This is a genomic window from Aestuariivivens sp. NBU2969, assembly GCF_019931125.1.
Lineage (GTDB): Bacteria > Bacteroidota > Bacteroidia > Flavobacteriales > Flavobacteriaceae > Aestuariivivens > Aestuariivivens marinum.
Genome location: NZ_JAIOUU010000004.1, coordinates 217367 through 235177 on the forward strand (window position 1 = coordinate 217367; position 17811 = coordinate 235177).

16 protein-coding genes and 1 tRNA gene are annotated in these 17811 nt (G+C 33.0%); 6 read left to right on the top strand and 11 right to left on the bottom strand.

Going from position 1 to position 17811, the window contains the following annotated elements:
- Positions 1–3: 3 nt before the first annotated feature.
- From recO to gdhA, 3 genes are all read right to left on the bottom strand, one after another.
- A complete protein-coding gene (recO, locus tag K7G79_RS05265; protein WP_223549862.1) occupies positions 4–723 on the bottom strand; it encodes a DNA repair protein RecO in 720 nt (239 codons plus the stop codon).
- Positions 723–3062 (bottom strand): two-component regulator propeller domain-containing protein, encoded by a 2340-nt coding sequence (locus tag K7G79_RS05270; protein ID WP_223549864.1) that lies wholly within the window; start codon positions 3060–3062, stop codon positions 723–725. Before K7G79_RS05270 ends, recO begins: the two co-directional genes overlap by 1 nt.
- 113 nt (positions 3063–3175) lie before the next feature.
- Entirely contained in the window at positions 3176–4519 is a 1344-nt protein-coding gene (gdhA, locus tag K7G79_RS05275; protein ID WP_223549866.1) for an NADP-specific glutamate dehydrogenase, read from the bottom strand.
- Between the two features lie 200 nt (positions 4520–4719).
- Between gdhA and K7G79_RS05280 the strand changes: the two genes are divergently transcribed.
- On the top strand, positions 4720–5550 hold the full coding sequence (locus K7G79_RS05280; RefSeq protein WP_223549868.1) for a glutamate dehydrogenase: 831 nt from the start codon (positions 4720–4722) through the stop codon (positions 5548–5550).
- A 35-nt stretch (positions 5551–5585) separates the two neighbouring features.
- Here K7G79_RS05280 and K7G79_RS05285 read toward each other — a convergent pair whose 3' ends face one another.
- A complete protein-coding gene (locus K7G79_RS05285) occupies positions 5586–6050 on the bottom strand; it encodes a DinB family protein (protein WP_223549870.1) in 465 nt (154 codons plus the stop codon).
- A 139-nt stretch (positions 6051–6189) separates the two neighbouring features.
- Between K7G79_RS05285 and K7G79_RS05290 the strand changes: the two genes are divergently transcribed.
- Positions 6190–6537 carry an arsenate reductase family protein gene (locus K7G79_RS05290; protein ID WP_223549872.1) on the top strand — a complete coding sequence of 116 codons (348 nt, stop codon included), beginning with the start codon at positions 6190–6192 and terminating at the stop codon, positions 6535–6537.
- A gap of 622 nt (positions 6538–7159) precedes the next feature.
- Here K7G79_RS05290 and K7G79_RS05295 read toward each other — a convergent pair.
- From K7G79_RS05295 to K7G79_RS05315, 5 genes are all read right to left on the bottom strand, one after another.
- A tRNA-Arg gene (locus K7G79_RS05295) sits at positions 7160–7231 on the bottom strand.
- Positions 7232–7585: 354 nt separating this feature from the next.
- On the bottom strand, positions 7586–9034 hold the full coding sequence (locus K7G79_RS05300; RefSeq protein ID WP_223549874.1) for a hypothetical protein: 1449 nt from the start codon (positions 9032–9034) through the stop codon (positions 7586–7588).
- A 23-nt stretch (positions 9035–9057) separates the two neighbouring features.
- A complete protein-coding gene (locus K7G79_RS05305; RefSeq protein ID WP_223549876.1) occupies positions 9058–9681 on the bottom strand; it encodes an outer membrane beta-barrel protein in 624 nt (207 codons plus the stop codon).
- Between the two features lie 8 nt (positions 9682–9689).
- Positions 9690–10223, bottom strand: a complete 534-nt coding sequence (locus K7G79_RS05310; RefSeq protein ID WP_223549878.1) for a T9SS type A sorting domain-containing protein — start codon at positions 10221–10223, stop codon at positions 9690–9692.
- 332 nt (positions 10224–10555) lie between these two features.
- A complete protein-coding gene (locus K7G79_RS05315; RefSeq protein WP_223549880.1) occupies positions 10556–10912 on the bottom strand; it encodes a DUF3088 family protein in 357 nt (118 codons plus the stop codon).
- Between the two features lie 316 nt (positions 10913–11228).
- On the opposite strand from K7G79_RS05315, the gene K7G79_RS05320 reads away from it, so the two are divergent.
- Entirely contained in the window at positions 11229–12179 is a 951-nt protein-coding gene (locus K7G79_RS05320; RefSeq protein ID WP_223549882.1) for an NmrA/HSCARG family protein, read from the top strand.
- 170 nt (positions 12180–12349) lie between these two features.
- On the top strand, positions 12350–13600 hold the full coding sequence (locus K7G79_RS05325; RefSeq protein ID WP_223549883.1) for a T9SS type A sorting domain-containing protein: 1251 nt from the start codon (positions 12350–12352) through the stop codon (positions 13598–13600).
- Positions 13601–13769: 169 nt separating this feature from the next.
- On the opposite strand, the gene K7G79_RS05330 is transcribed toward K7G79_RS05325, so the two are convergent.
- Positions 13770–14009, bottom strand: coding sequence for a hypothetical protein (locus tag K7G79_RS05330; protein WP_223549885.1), 240 nt, complete (start codon positions 14007–14009; stop codon positions 13770–13772).
- Between the two features lie 140 nt (positions 14010–14149).
- On the bottom strand, positions 14150–15958 hold the full coding sequence (locus K7G79_RS05335) for a hypothetical protein (protein ID WP_223549886.1): 1809 nt from the start codon (positions 15956–15958) through the stop codon (positions 14150–14152).
- Between the two features lie 800 nt (positions 15959–16758).
- Here K7G79_RS05335 and K7G79_RS05340 point away from each other — a divergent pair.
- Entirely contained in the window at positions 16759–17025 is a 267-nt protein-coding gene (locus K7G79_RS05340) for a DUF2492 family protein (RefSeq protein ID WP_223549888.1), read from the top strand.
- A 461-nt stretch (positions 17026–17486) separates the two neighbouring features.
- Positions 17487–17780, top strand: a complete 294-nt coding sequence (locus tag K7G79_RS05345; protein ID WP_223549890.1) for an alpha/beta fold hydrolase — start codon at positions 17487–17489, stop codon at positions 17778–17780.
- The last annotated feature ends 31 nt before the right edge of the window (positions 17781–17811 follow it).

Genomic DNA, 17811 nt, shown 5'->3' on the forward strand with positions numbered 1-17811 from the left:
GTTTTAATTGAAAACTTGATTAAAAACTTGCATTGATTTGGGGTATTTAAAACTACCCAAATGTAACTCAAAATAATGCAACATCATATTTAAAAAGGATTGTCTCTGCTTAGCGTTGATTTTTATTGTATTTATAGTATCAAATGTCGTGCCTAACAGTTGTTTTAAAAGCACTATATTATCATCCGATTTAGTGTGAGTATATCCAGCTTTCGGAACAAATTTTCCTTCCAGTAAATTAAAAAAGTTGCCCCCTAAAGCATTCCCATCTGGATAAAATCCTAAATACTTGGTGAGTTTCAATAAAAAAAGCAAATGGAAGTTTGCATAATCAGAGTGGGTATCGAGCCACTGAAAAGTAGTTTCCAAAAAGCTAAACAATACTTTATTTTCTTCTTCCTCCATTAAAACACTAGATAAAATCTCGGCAAGAAACATGGTGATTGCACTTTTGAACACATTGGTGTAAATAGAAGCATATAAGTGACTTGTTTTAACTTCTTTAATGGCCTGCAATGACCTATTCTCTTTATAAACCATTACAACTTCCAATTGGGACAGTAACTGAAAATAAGCAACTTTAGCATTACCTCTTTTACTCTTCAATACATTTCGAAGCACTACACTAACAACACCTAATTTTTCAGTGTAACATTTAACGATTAAATCGCTGTCCCTGTATTTAACTTTAGATAAAACAATAGCTTTTGTAGAGACAAGCATTACCTAACAACCATTAATTTTAAAACCTTGGTCTCAAAAGTATCTAAATCTGAAAGCATAATAAGGTAAACACCAGATGCCACCATATTATTAGCTAAGTTTTTACCATTCCAATAAGCAGTACCACCATCTATTTCTAGATTATAGCCATTGTAACGTAAATTAGTTCTTGATTGTGCCTCTGCCACTAGGTTCCCTTCAATATCGGTTATTTTAATGTTTACATTTTCTGAGATGTCCTTTATCTTAACTTTCTGCTCTACAATATCGAATTGGGGTCTTACGGGGTTTGGGTATACATAAGCACTCTCCAAATCTTCAAACGGACTGGAGCCACCAGATTTGAATGACACCAGACCTCTTTCTGTTGCGATATATACTATGCCATTAACATCATCTAAAGAAATGTCAGTGATTACATTGGATGGTAATGGTGAATTATCGGTCGTAAAGTGAAATATGGTTTCTTGACCATCAGATGAAAAATAAAACAATCCTGAATCTCCTGTCCCAACCCATTTATTGTTTGATCCATCAACCTTAATGTCCGTTATTTGTTGCTGAAACAACAATTCTTTAGCAATACCGTCTTCTAAGATAATAATTTCATCAGTTTCAACCTCATCAGTAAAAAAATTTGATGTGGCATACAATACACGCAAACCTTTAAAAGTCCCTATCCATAATGCTCCTCTTTTATCCAAAGCAAGTGCTGTAACATAATTTGAAGGCAAATTACCATCTTCTTCATTTATTGCTTTAACCTGTTGCCCTCCATTATTCTCATTAAACGCGGCTAACCCATATTCATAGGTTGCTATCCATTTGGTTCCATCGTTACCAATAACCAAATCTGTATACCCATTGTTGTCACTTTTTACTGCCGCTTCTATACTATAGGATTGCCATCTGTTGGCTGAAGGGTTAAAAGTTTTAATAGCTGGATCCACAAAGTTGGTTAAAGTCCATAATAATCCATTTCTATCGAAAGTAGCAACGGATAATCTAATATCTCCCGTATAATTTGGTAAATTAGGGAAAAACGCATCATCTAAACCACTATTGTTTTCATCATATAAAGCAGTAGCTACACCTTCATTTAATTCTAAAAGTCCATCAATATAAGAGCCAATAAAAACCTGATTGTTATTGGATGGATTAACTGCAATATGCTTTAATTCCCTAGCACCTAAAAGTTCACTAAAGGGTGTGTTAAGCCATTCACCATCCTTTAAATGACTCAACCCACGACTGTTTAAAGGATAAGGGTTTAAAAATATATCATGTGCACCATAGGTAACCCATAATCCATTAGATTCAGCCTGCAAAGCAAAAGGATCATTTCGTAAAGGCCCCTCTGGTCTAATTTCTTCAAATAAAGTTAAGTTTGATAAAGGAACCCTAAACATACCATAACTTGTAGTTCCAATATAAACATAGTCCAAATCGATAATTGCCGAGGTAAAATCGGTAGCAAACATAGTGTCATCAGAAATTTGGGTAATCGACGTAAAATTATTATCGTAAATGTAAACATTATCTTTAGTAGCCACTAAGAGGTAATCGTTAACAAACTTCATATCTAAAGGAAGATTTGGATATAGAAAACGCTCCGTCAAAACATCATTACCCAAACTATAAATTCGTCTGGCTGTATTAATGACATATAGCTGATCGGCAGCTGTTTCAATAGCAACGAAATTCCCTGTTGCTACAGTTTGCCAATTATTGAAATCTATAATATTTGGATTTGTGTATAAGGCTTTCCTTATACCATTATCTCCTAGACATGATGCATAGATATAATCCCCTAAAATTGTAGTTTGAGTAACTTGAATCTGTTCCCCACTACTTCCTATAAAATAGGTGTCTCCAAACTCCAAACGTTCCAAATCATAAACCGAAATACCATAATCTGTAGCAATATAAACCCAGTTGTCTTCAATATTAAAATGATTAATACGTCTATTTTCTGGTAAAATTGTTGGTTTTTCTATTATATCTACTACCGAGAGCACTTCATCATCATTATCAAAACGGATTTCAATGAGTCCATTTTCGTAACCTATTATTAAGAGTTCATATATTTCGCTATAACTTATTGTAGAAATCGTCTGTCCAGACAAGCCATTAATTGTAGTAATGGTTCCCAGTTCATTAGTTTGGGTATCGTAGCTATAAATAGCATTTTCTGTGGCGGCATAAATTTTATTATTTCCATGTACTACCTGAGAAACATGATAATAAGAAAAGTGACCTTCCCATAGGTTCGAAAAATCTTGTGACAAGACCCACAAAGGAAATGCTCCAAATACAAATAAAGCTATTTTTCTGTACATACCATTTTTTCGTTGTTCAAATATATTTATATATAACGAAATATGGTTGGAAATCATATAAATTAAAAAGCCTCCTAAAATTAGGAGGCTTAAAACTGATATTAATCTTGAGATTAAACAATTCCTTGAGCTAACATGGCATCGGCTACTTTTACAAAACCTGCAATATTAGCCCCTTTTACATAGTCAATATAGCCATCTTCTTCGGTACCGTATTCAATACAAGACTGATGGATATCCGACATGATTTCCTTTAATTTGTTATCTACTTCGCTTCTAGTCCATTTGTACCTTAAGGAGTTTTGGGTCATTTCCAATCCAGAAGTAGCCACACCTCCAGCATTGGATGCCTTTCCTGGTGCAAATAAAATTTTTGCATCATGGAAAACATGTACTGCCTCCATGGTTGAAGGCATATTGGCACCCTCACTTACACAAATACAACCATTGTCCACTAACGTTTTAGCGTCTTCTTCATTTAATTCGTTTTGAGTAGCACAAGGAAGGGCTATATCACATTTAACTCTCCATGGCGTTTCGCCTTTTACAAATTTAGCTTTAGGGTACTGGTCAACATATTCACTAATCCTTCCTCTCTTTTCATTTTTTAGGTGCATCACAAACTTTAATTTATCAGCATCTATACCTTCTTCATCATAAATATATCCTGAAGAATCAGATAAGGTAAGTACTTTTGCTCCTAACTGTAACGATTTTTCTGCTGCATATTGTGCCACATTACCAGAACCTGAAATAACCACTTCTTTTCCTTCAAAGCTATCGCCTTTAACTTCCAACATGTTCTGTGCGAAATACACAGTACCATATCCAGTGGCTTCTGGTCTAATTAAAGATCCTCCCCAAGATAAACCTTTACCAGTTAACACACCCGTAAACTCATTTCTTAGCTTTTTATACATCCCGAAAAGGAATCCTATCTCACGCGCACCTACACCAATGTCTCCTGCAGGAATATCTGTGTTTGCCCCAATGTGCCTAAATAGCTCACCCATGAAAGCATGGCAAAAACGCATGATTTCATTGTCGCTTTTACCTTTAGGGTCGAAATCGCTTCCACCCTTACCGCCACCCATTGGTAATGTGGTAAGACTATTTTTAAATACCTGCTCGAAAGCTAAAAATTTTAAAATACTTTGATTAACCGTTGGGTGAAAACGTAAACCCCCTTTGTAAGGGCCAATAGCCGAATTCATTTGAATCCTATAACCTCTATTTACTTGTATTTCTCCTTCATCATCTACCCAACACACTCTAAAGCTTATAACTCGTTCTGGTTCTACCATTCTTAATAGAATGTTTTTACCATAATATATGTCATGTTCAACAATATAAGGAATTACAGTCTCAGCAACTTCCTCAACAGCTTGTAAAAACTCTGGTTCATTACCATTACGTTGTTTTACAAGATCCATAAATGCTTCAATGTTATTTTTCATCTATGCAAAAATTAAAAGTAATTAATAATACGCGTTTTTTTGATGCGCAAATATACGTTATCTTTAAAATTTACGTTATTTTTTTTTGAATTTCGTAATAAACTTTGTCTATGGGCTATAGACAACTTTACTCTTATTTGAATGTTAAATGGGTTTTTATATCTTTGTTTATGTAATTCCCCAATAGAAATACCGATAATATGCTTAGCTTAAAACGCTTTTTTACAGTATTTTTCGTAGTAGTCTTCGGTTCAATAGCGCATTCTCAACTTGGGTTTTCACATGAAATAGGTGTTATAGCTGGCCCTGTTGAGTTTCGAGCGGACTTTGGAAGTCGTTTTGATGAAGCAACTAATTTGGGGAACTCAGGTATTGGTATTGGCATTGTTCATTACATAAACTTTGCTTATCGTGCCGATTGTAATTGTTATTCTACCGACACCTATTTTAATGACCATTTTAAACTACGAAATGAAATATCTTGGAACTATACTGTTTTAGACCACCACGGGGAGTGGGTGAGACCTATTTATAAATCACCTGATGCCGATAAGTTGAGAGCTCACCATGGTGTTGCCGAAAATTTCGATATAGGTACTCAAATTGAGTATTTTCCAAGAAGCATTAGATCGTTTCAAGCGTTTAGTTATTTGTTGGCACCTTATGTGAGTTTAGGTATTCATTATACCTCATCTTCTCCACAAGCCAGTACAACCTATGGTGACGGAAATGTTTTTGACGGCAGGAACATTTATCAATTTTGGTACCAAAACGACGATTTATTACCCACACTACAACCTGGAGAAACTCGCCAATATCCTATTAACACAAATTCTTTTTCCGATTGGTCCATGGTAACCAGTGTTGGGGTACGTTATAAAATTGGAGTACTGTCTGATTTACTATTGGATTTGCGTTGGCAACTTTATTTTAACGATTGGGTTGATGGATTTAACCACAAGCTCAGCTATAACAAATTTAATGACTGGCTTATATGGTTAAATTTTGGCTATATTTATTACCTAGACTAAACAACAAGCTATTTCTAATTTGAAATACAAACAATTCATTTTTTAATTGCCTTTAAAAGGGCTAAGACATAGCCGTAATGTAGGCCTTCATGAATAGCTACAAACTGCAAAGCATCATCTACATTGTTTAAGATATTTCCTGTAGTAGAAACAGTGTAAGGATTATAATTTTTAAAAAACCCTTTATTATAATCAGTTTTAGTTTTCTGAATAGTTGAAACCAATAAGTCTTTTATCTTATTTACTTCCTCTTGATTTAAATCACCTTCTGGTTTACTCCCTTTTCTATATTTATTAATCATATCCTCTGAAAGGGTCGATTCCAACCCCGATAATTTATAGACTAATAACTGTTCTGAAACCACTACATGTGCAATGTTCCAAATAATATTATTGTTAAATCCCATTGGAACTTTATTTAGATCCTTAAGGGTATTGTTCTCTATTATTTCTTTAAAAATTACTCGGGTATTATTTAAAACTTGAAACACAAAATCCATATTATTCATTTTTTCGATAAAAGTACATGAATTTTTTTATTTGAAAATTCACAAAAAACAAATGAAAAAAATATTTAGACTAACAAAGTGGTTACTAAAGTAATAGTTAAATTTGCCCTTTAGATATATATTATATAGAATGAAAAAAGTATATTATTTAAAGACCTGCAGCACCTGTATTAGGATCTTAAAAGAATTGAATTTATCTACAGAATTTATTTTACAGGATATTAAAACCGAAGCCATAACCGTAAAGCAATTAGAAGAAATGAAAGCCCTTGCCGGAAGCTATGAGGCTCTGTTCAGCAAACGCGCAAAATTATACAAGGAAATGGACTTAAAAAATCAGGCTCTAAAGGAGAAGGATTATAAACACTATTTGCTTGAACACTATACATTTTTAAGTCGACCCGTATTTGTAATTGATAATGATATTTTTATAGGTAATTCTAAAAAAACTGTTGAAGCCGTGAAAGCGGCTTTGTAAAAACAAAGACTCTATCATAACACGAACCAATATGCTAAATCTTTTACATTCAATAATAAAAGCGGCTAAGTTTATTGCATAAAAAAAGTCCAACATTTACGGTTGGACTTTTGTGTTTTTGTCAATATAATTTAAGAGCCCTTTTTTTCAATCGACATGTTAATTAAAATAGCCATAAGAACCCAAATTATCCAAGTTTCACCATGGGTCATTTCATAATCAGCTCCCGCTAACCGTGCTATTGTAAGAACAATGTAAATAATAATTGGTGAAAGAATAAGTGACACTAAAAGATTAATAACGGTTTTTTTAATATCCATAATTTCAAGTATTAGTTAGTCTTGTAAATATACTGAAATTTCTATAATATAAGTTTTTATGAGATAATTTATTATGTGGCTTTTATAATTGCTCTCTTTTTGAAGTTTAAGGTCTATTGAATTTGAAAGAGGTTATTATACTCATGAGAATGATACATATTCCTCATTTTTGAATTCCTTTCAATCAAATTAGATTATCAAAATCTGTTGAAATACTAATTGATGAACATTTTAAGTAAACAGAAAAGACATAAAACAGAAAAGACCTGTTTAACAAAACAAGTCTATATAAATAATTCCAGTGACTCCACCAGGATTCGAACCTGGATCTAAAGTTTAGGAAACTTTTGTTCTATCCCTTGAACTATGGAGCCATTAGGCAGCAAACATACTAAAGTTAATTAAAACAAAAAAGCCCCAATAATTGTATCAAGGCTTTTTATTTTTACTCCCTCTGTATTTTTATAAACACAAATTCAAAAAACGCCCTCTGGAAACACATTTGTACAATAAGGTTTAAAAAACATGTACAAGAAAAGATATGTCTTGAGGATAAGTTTTTTATACTTGGACTTTTATTTAGACTTTTATAGATCAATTCAATCCATACCCTACCCTTTAATCTCCAATGCTATACTTTAATTTCTTCACAAGAGCGCTTTAAATTTCTATCTTGTAATTATTAGCTTTAAGCCCACGTATGAGGTTCCCATATTTAGCAATCAGGCTTATTTTACAAGCAAGAATTTAAATGTCACTGGGGTTTGTAAAGTTACAGGAATATTTCTTGGGTTAAATAAGATTACCTGAACATTAGCTTGTCCGTTACCATCAATACTCTGTAAATAAACCGATAATATACAACCCTGTAGATCAATATCGGCAGAGGCAAGAAAAATATCGCCCATTTCAAAGGCTTTGTCTGCCGGAGGGTCGATCTTTAAACTATTTGGTGAATACCATGCAGAATTAGGCCCAATAACCCCGTTACTTCCCACAGGAATATTAAAAGAGCCATCGGCACTTGTTGAAACCGGTGGTGAGATTATGGTAATATTACCCGGTGTATTTTCAATTACTATGCCTGTACCAGCAGTAAGGGTTGTTAAATTAAATTCATTGGTAGTACCATCTCCAATTAAGATTTCACCATCTCCAACAGCTGATGCATCGAGACCGGTACCCCCATTCTCAACCGCTAAGATATCGGTCACTTTAGTTGATAGGTTTATCGTATTGTTTGCAATATCTTCGTTAAGAATCGTTTCATTTAAAATCTCAGAGGTCTCAACAGCACCCTCAGAAATGTCTTCCGCTAGAATCGTTTCATTTAAAATCTCGGAAGTCTCAACAGCACCCATAGAAATGTCTTCCGCTAGAATCGTTTCATTTAAAATCTCGGAGGTCTCAACAGCTCCTTCGGAAATATCTTCCGCTAGAATCGTTTCATTCAAAATCTCGGAAGTCTCAACAGCACCCTCTGAAATGTCTTCCGCTAGAATTGTTTCATTCAAAATCTCGGAGGTCTCAACAGCACCCTCTGAAATGTCTTCCGCTAGAATCGTTTCATTTAAAATCTCAGAGGTCTCAACAGCACCTTCCGAAATATCTTCGGCTAGAATTGTTTCATTCAAAATCTCGGAGGTCTCAACAGCACCCTCTGCGATATCTTCGGCAAGAATTTCTTCATTGAGTATTTTTTCAGTTGTAATAGCATCATCGGCAATATCGTCTGTATAGAAAGAATAAGGTACTGCCATAAACTTTTGATTGCTCACTATTTTGAAATTGCCGTCATTTTTAGTTGAGATTTCAACCTTTAAGAACTGGTCTGCCTCAATCCATGGAATATCCAGTAACCTAGAATAGGTCGAACTAGACACAACACCTTTTCCTATAACTAAGCTAAACAGACCATAGGCATCTGTTGTTGTTACATGAGTTTCTTCCCATTGGACCGCTCCGTCAAGCCCTTTTGTAATAGTAAATCGAACACCTATTTCTCTATTATATAATGGTTTTGCTTCTATATCAAGACCAACAATTTCTTGGGTTTCATCGTTAAGTGCCACAGCTTGATAATTAATGCCGTCTAGGTTACCTATTCGCTGTGCTGAAACGAAATTAACAGCGATACTAAAAGTTACAATTAATAAAATATATTTAAATTTTTTCATGACAATCAAATTAATGTTTTCTACTATTCCGTTAAATTAAAGGCAAGACCCAATGAGATCCCAAAGCTTCTGTTGGCTGTCGTCTGACCCGAATCTTCTTCTATATTACTTAGTCCAAATAGATATAGCCCTTCTGCATAGGCCGATATGAAATTAGAAATTTTAAAGTTAAGCCCAATATTTCCTATAAGTCCAAAATCTGATTTTTTCAATATACCGGACTCAGTAATATTGAACTCCTCGTTATTTAAAACTTGAGTACCACGCAATAAATGACCATAGTAGGCATTAAGGACGGCATACGGACTGAACATACGTCGTTTTAACATATAACCGCCTCCAACTTTTAGTTCTGCATATTCCAAGCGCCATGAGTAATTCGTATTATCATATACGTAATTAGCACCTCCATTACGTTTTCCCAAACCTGCTTTTAGCATAATATTATTCTCAAAAATATTACGGTATCCTATACCGTAAGCACCCGTAAATATGGATTGATAATCTGAATTTAATTTGTTGTTATCGCTGTCCACAAACTTAAAAGTGCTTGCTAATTGAGATGCCTCAATGGTAAAACTTGGCTCTTGAGCGATACTTGAAAGCGATATAAAAGCCACTGTTAGGGCGAGTATAATTCTTTTCATATTAATGCTTATTTAGATATTATTAATTTACTGACCAATTGTTTATTACTATCATCTTGAACTTTCATTAGATATATGCCTGTGGCCCATGAACTGCAGTTTATGACATGCTCTTCTAGGCTCTGAACTTCATGATCATAGATAATATGCCCCTGTACGTTGGAAATAAGGATAACTGCCTTTTTTAATGCCTCCGTACTTTTTAGGGTAATACTGTAACTAGAGGGGTTAGGAAATATTTTAATATTCAATTCTTCAACATCGTTTTGGGCTACCTTTTCAATTTTAAAGCTCACCGGTTGCAGAAAACCTTGTGTCACATTGATGTTTATGCTATTACTGGTATTGTAGCTTTGCCCAATGGTTTGAGCATAATAGTAATCATCTCCGGTAACAGTTGTCCCATAACTTGAAATACTTTGTCTTATGATTGTTTGAGAGTAGCTAAAAGATGAGAACAACATTATAATAACACCTACATTTAAAAGCTTTGTTTTAAATTTAAGTTTTTCTGATAATGGATAAATATCTGGTCTTATCATAGTTATGAAATTAAAAAGCAAATAAAGATAAAGGATAATTCCCTTTGTTATTTATATTAACAAGATTATTAGACGATATGACATATCTTTCAGATATTATACGCCCTTTTGAAAGGTTTTTGAGTCATTTTTTGACAATATGCAAGAATATATTTCCTTTTTTTATCCTTAAAATAATGACTATTAAAGGTAAAAAAAGGGTGTTTTGGGAGTATTTTGTAGGATTAATTAATCTATCTAGAAACTAGTTTGTATAGTATTAAACCTATTTGACTTTAATACAACTTCGTTTAAATTACAATAAACCATATACAATAAAAGATTTGATAAAATCATGGATGTGGTTTTCCAATCCCATACTTATCTGTAAAATAGCGCACAATGAGTTCTTTTTTATTAACAAATAAATATCCTTTTAAACTCAAGAAATAACTTGTGTCTAAACCAACACTATCATCTTTACTTATCACAAGGTTAGGGCACCCTTGGTTTTCTTCTCCAACAAGTTCAACCAATTTATGTCTAGGTCTGGGAAAATCTACATAAATGACCTCTAGTTTGTCTTGTAATTGTGTATAATATGAAAGAACACCTTCTATCATGGCGCAATGAGGGCAATAAAACAATTGCTCTGTCCCATCAACATTGGCGTCTTTAAAGTTTGGTTTTAATAAAAAGAGTTTCTCCATTAACTTAGCATTTAATCCTATAATAATTTTTCAAGTATGTGTTTAAAAAATTAATTGTAATATTTTAAAGATACAGATTTTATAAAACTCAAATCTTAAACAAAAAAGCTTCATAATTTAAGTTAAGGCTTTCCATTTACCTTCCTTTTTCCTGCATAATATTTTTTCATTAAATTAGTAATCAAACCAATAGAACAATTTTTATGTTTTAAAAAACAATAGCGCAAGTAGCTGAAAACACGAACTACCATGAAAGTCTCTTTTTAAAATTAAGAAAAATCACAAAAAGTAAAATGTAAGAAACAAAAAAATAAAAATGGAAAACAAAAAAATCATTACAGTATTTGGGGCAACAGGTGCCCAAGGTGGCGGACTTGTAAATGCAATTTTGGCAGACCGTAACTCAGACTATAAAGTAAGAGCAGTAACTAGAAACTCCCAATCTGAAAAAGCGAAGGCATTGTCACAAATGGGAGCAGAAGTAGTAGAAGCCGATATAAATGACATTAAGAGTATTGAAAAGGCTTTGAAAGATGCAAAAGCAGTATACTTTGTTACTTTTTTTTGGGAACATTTTTCTGCTGAAAAAGAGTACCAACAAATTAAAAACTTTATACAGGCAGCTAAAGGAGCAGATTTAGAACATATTGTTTGGTCAACCCTAGAGGATACCAGAAACTGGGTGCCATTGGATGATAACCGAATGCCAACTCTACAAGGCCACTACAAAGTACCTCATTTTGATAGCAAAGGTGCAGCAGACAAGCTTTTTTCTGAAGCTGGTTTGCCCGTTACTTTTTTAAGAACCTCGTTTTACTGGGACAACTTCATCCATTTTGGAATGGGCCCTCAAAATGGTGGAGATGGGAACTACTATATAGCATTTCCAATGGATGATAAAACATTGGCAGGTATGGCTGCCGAAGATATTGGTAAATGTGCATATGGCATATTCAAGAGGGGAAATACATTTATTGGTAAAACCGTTGGCATTGTTGGTGAGAAGTTAACCGGAAATGAAATGGCCTCCAAACTGTCTGAAGCATTGGGTATTAATGTGATTTACAATAATGTAAGTCCCGAGACCTATCGTAATTTTGGTTTTCCTGGAGCAGACGATCTAGGTAACATGTTCCAGTTTAAGAGGGATTTTAATAATGATTTTAATGCTGTTCGTGACGAGGCCTTGTCGTTGGAACTAAACCCAGAAATGCAAAATTTCGACAAATGGCTTTCCAAAAACGGATCACAAATACCAATAAATTAAAATAGACTATAGCATTAATTTAATCCTGAATTACTGTATAAAAAAGTCAAAAAAAGTCCAATTTTGATTTAAGCTATTATTTATTTGAAAATAAAAGCGTCTAATTGATATATATCATTGTAGCTATTGATGATTTCATGGACATTTAGCATTATTTAATACTAAATGTCATGAAAAATATTGCTTTATTTTTTATTGGATTTTTCTGTATTACGGCATTTATTTTTGCTCAAAACGTAGAGCTTAAAATCTATTTTGAAGATCATTATGTTGGCGGACTTGCCAGTGATGGAGATAACATTTGGGTTGGCGTGGACAATACCCTTGTGAAAATGGAAAAATCTACTGGGGCAACTATTGCTAGCTATACAATTCCAATGTCCAATACATATCCAGATCCAAATAGTCATGTTTCTTCCATTTCATTGGATGGCAATGGAATGGCATGGATAACGTGTCAAGGAATTACACCATATCTGGAAATATTTAGCGGTGGGGAGAATTGGACAGAAATACCAGTTCCAGGACTCTTTACAGGCATTGTCGTTGACAAAGACGACAAGATTTGGGTAACAGCACATAATGATTTATATGAGTTTGATGGAACAGAATTGATAGGTTATGATTGGTCGAATACAGGAATGACATTGTCAGCGTTTTCCTCAATTGCAGTCGACGATCAAAATAATAAGTGGTTAGGTTTAACAAGTGGATTTATCTATCCGGGGCGGGCAATGCCACCAATGTATTTGGTTAAATTTGATGGCGTGCAATTTACCATGCTCACAACTGATTGTCTAAATCAGGTTGAGGGCATGATTTATTCCATTGATATTAGCACCGAAGGCATTGTCTGGATGGGGACAATTGGTAATGGATTGATCTCTTTTGATGGAACAAATTGGGAAGTTTACAATTCTTCTAATTCAGGATTACCACATGACTTACTCTGGAATGTTACTGTTGAAGGAGCAAATATCATCTGGATGTCAACCGAAAGTGGATTGACACGCTTTGATGGGATTACCTGGGAAACGTTTAACACAAACAACTCGATGTTGCGTTCTAATGCCATTAATTCCATTTTAGTTGACGACAATGGAACGAAATGGGTTGGGACTGATAAAGGACTTATTTCCTTTACAGGAAATAATCTAGATGTTTCTAATTATCAATACTCGCAACTTCAATTTAATTTGTTTCCCAATCCAGCGAATGATTTTATAACGTTGAAAATGCCATTAGAGTTTACAAATTCAACAGTGGAGATTTACAATACTTTGGGTAAATCCATGAAATCATTTGAGGCATTGGAAAAAACCATTAACATAGATGTGAGCACTTTTGCAAATGGCCTGTATTTTATCAGATTACAAACCGCTAATGGTGTGGTTATTAAAAAATTTGTAAAGCAAAATTGATTATAGTTTTTATGGATTAACTACCTCTATAGTAAATTAAACAAAAAAGCCACTCACTTTGTGAATGGCTTAGGTCCGCTTTGCTCCAACTAATATTGTTTTGTCGAATCAATTCATTGAAGAATTATTGAGTTTAGCCTCATTTTATTTTACAGGATGATGTTTAATCTTAACTAAGTTTACCCGTCATTGCTGCGCCTAGTAATACAATTAAGAGAATTCCTAACACCACAGCAACAGTTATAATTAAAGTAGCTACAAAAACGATTATCCAACAACCTTTATTCTCAGACTCTTTACTTCTTTTCCCCAGACCAAATCTATAACCAAAAAACATTAATGGAAATAGAATACCAAAGAAGAGAATAATTAATGTTAATAATATATGACCAAAATGAAAATTATTCATGTTTTTATCTTTTTGTTGTCTAGGTTTTAAAAGTATGGAAATTATAAATAGAAAGTGTAGATAAAAAAACAGCCAAATGATGAGTGGTTTTCTATTATTTGCTCACTGCTGGGCTCTATTAAAAATTTAAAGAGTTTAATTTATTTCAGTTCAATTTCCGGAATAGAAATTGCAGAAACTTCTTTTTTATAAAAACAAAGCATTTGTTGAATGTTTCTGTTTTCTAAAGATATAGGTTTTAAAAACAAATTTTGATAATAACTAATACCCTCTAATAAATTATTTTTGAACATATACCATCTTTTTATTTGGTTTGAAGTAAATGCTTCAGAAAAGTTTGCCATTTCGTTTTTAAGATAATCTATGTACATTTTTAATTCCTTTACAAACATATTTGGCCGGTTAGTAACAGAAAGCACTGAATCATTTCCATAAATGTGTTTTACCATTTTTAAAAGTGACACTTCTTCATCAAAATAAGCTATGTTTGGTCCAGGACAAATTACAACGCCTTGTTCCTGACCTTTAACAGCAATATTTTTTTCAAGATAAGATGCATTTGCCAACCCGCAGCAAAGGCAAGATTTTTCGGTTATTTTATTTTTCTCATTCTCATAAGCTTCATTAGGCATTGCCAATTCATTTAATTCCAATTCTTTCAATTTCACATCTTGATATTTTTTTGAAGCCGTACATACGCCTTCTGGACCAAATACTTTGCTCAATGCTAAAAACTTTTTGGGACATGCACTTCCAGCCTTATTATTTTGAATACGTCTTTGTTTGTGGAGTTCATTAGTTGTTCCTTTTAAAGTATTAAAGGGAACTCCCAAAGGAGAGATCCCACTTAAATACAAATCGGTTTCTTTGGCATTTGCTAATAAATCTCTTGTTTGTTTATCAACAGTTGTTGCCTCTGGAACCAATAAAAAGGGAGATCCCCAACCAACTGAATCTACCTTATAATAATCTGTTAAAAAATTGTGTTCAGCGGCTGTTCCCACACCACCTTGAACCGTAATTTTTAATTCTAACGGTCGCTCTGGAGCGAACATCCCTTTTTGATTTAAAGTTTTAACCATTAAGTTATGGTTTGTATCCAATAATTCAGTCTTTTTTAATTTAAATTCCTCCAAAATAGGCCCCAATAAATAACCTTCAGTTGCAAAAGCATGCCCCCCACAATTTAAGCCAGATTCAATACGATATTCCGAAACCCAAAGTCCTTTTTTGGCAAGAAATTTTCCTTGAATCATGGCCGAACGAAAATCACTAACCTTTAGAATAATTTTCTTTTTTAAATGACAGTTAATGTCCGGAAAAAAATCATTGAATTTCTCCAAATAACTATACAATCTTGGATTCATTCCAGCTGAAAGCACAACAGAAGAATTTAAATTACTATTTGCAAAACCATGTAGGGAGGCATGTGCATCGTTAAATTCAATAGGTAATTGTTCGCCTTTATTAAAATTATCTTTATCAATTTTGGTCATAATATTAACGTCAATATCACCAGTTCTCAAATAAGTTTCAAGATAATTTTTAATGTTTTCTTTTAGAGCGATGCCATTATTCATCAAGTTTAATAATCCTTCTTTTATACTTGAATTATTGGGCAGCATGGCAATAAAATTATCTAACGCTGTTTTACTTTCTGTTAATTCTGTTTTAAATTTTTCAAATTTTTCTTGAACAATTTTATGAACCAAGTTTAAATATGAGGTTATTCGTTCAGCACGATAATTGAATGCTTTTGTTGTGATTTCTTTATAAGGTAAGTTTAATTTTTCACAATAATAAGCATTCATTTTCTCTAGAAGATCGTCATCTATAATTGAAATTACAGAAGAAATACCGTATTGAGCCACTCGAATAGGACTGTCTATAGTATATGCCAATCCCATGACAGGTATATGAAAAGTGTGTTGGGCCTTAGGTAAAATCATCTCTTAATATTTTCAAAATAAATTAAGCTCTAAATATAACTAATACCTGTTTAAATAAAAGCTGATAATTGTCATACCTTGGTCCTTTATTAAATAAATTCTAAAATTAAATTGAATTATTATATCCATATAGTTTTTTAACACCTTTGGTATCAATAAAGTTTAAATGTAACTACATCAAAATTAAATACATACATATTTTTAATTAGGTTGTTTATTAAAAAATGCTTTTAAAGAATTTATTTTCAATGTATTAAGTCAGTTTAAAAATTTGGGTAACTAAAATAATCATAGGCCTATTATAAAAACGATACATACATTAGGTTTACAATGATTTACGGGTTTGACAGCTTTCCCTAAAATGTTTTGCCCAACCAAATTAATGAAGAATTATTGAGTTTAGCCTCATTTAATTTTATAGGTTGATGTTTAATCTTATCTAAGTTTACCTGTCATTGCTGCGCCCAGTAATACAATTAAGAGAATAATTAATATTAATAATATATGACCAAAATGAAAATTATTCATGTCTTTATCTTTTTGTTGTCTAGGTTTTAAAAGTATGGAATTATTAATAGAAAGTTTAGAGAAGAAAAAAACCAGTCAAATAATGAGTGGTTTTCTTTGGATGCCCCCCCTCTCATCAATTAAATCGTTCTAGAAAAAAGAAATTGTTATTAATGTTATAAGTAATCGAGATGACAATTATCATATAACGATATTAATAAAATTAAGACCTTTACATGCACTCGATAGAAAACATATATCAAAGATAAGACATTTAACAATTAGCAAAACACATGAATAATATTAGGCATATACATGAGGTGATTTTTTTAATCGAAAAAAGCAATGAACAATGGACACCAGAAGAACTAATAGAAGCTATAAGTAATACTTGGGGCAAAGATGTTCACTTTGGCTCATGCTCTGGAAATGCCTTCCCAAAAGAAAATGCACTCGATTTTCTGATAAACCGCCAGAAAGCAATCTTATCTCATGAGGGGAAAGTACTTCTCCATCCTACCATGCATATCTGTAACGGACATAAAGAATTTCAAGGTTAAAATTATGTGTCCATTAAACAACTAGGTATATACAAAACCTGTTACTTCTATGAAAAGCACCCCAAAGTCCTCCAAAGTAAATAATAACTATTCTTAACTAAAAAAAGCTGGTATGTTGGCAATTCTAAAATTTAAAGCACATAATGCATACAATGCTGTTATTTATAAAGTGTAGTTGGGTTTAAACTACAGTTGTAATTTAGGCTTTAAAGCTCCCCCCCCTTATACTTTTTGTCGAACCCTTCAATGAGAATTTGGTGAAATTAGCTTTATTCTATGATAATGTTTATCATGATTATTAGCAGTTGCCTAACGAAAAGCATCTAAATTATATGCTAAACTTGCCTGTCGGCAGATAGGGAGGGGGGGGGTACACAGGCCTAACCTAAATGGGTTTATTAAAGGGGGTTGGTTTGTAAATTTTCATTATCTTAAGGCTTAAGTATTTAAATAATGTAATTATGAAAATAATCATTCAAATTTCAATTGTATTGACCACAATTTGTTCTTTTGGACAAACAGAATATTTCATAACAAGTAAAGACCAAACTAAGATTCATATTAATGAATTTGGGGCTGGCGAACCTATTGTTATTTTGGCTGGGGGTCCTGGGCTAAACGCTGTTTATTTAAAACCTGTGATAGACAGTCTTTCATACCACTATAAGTGTATTGTTTTAGACCAGCGAGGAACATGGACTTGCAACAAAAAGTCGGACAATTTTTCTAAGACCTATGCCACGTTTTTAATTTGATAAAATTCTTGTTCTGCTTCAAAAGGTGTTT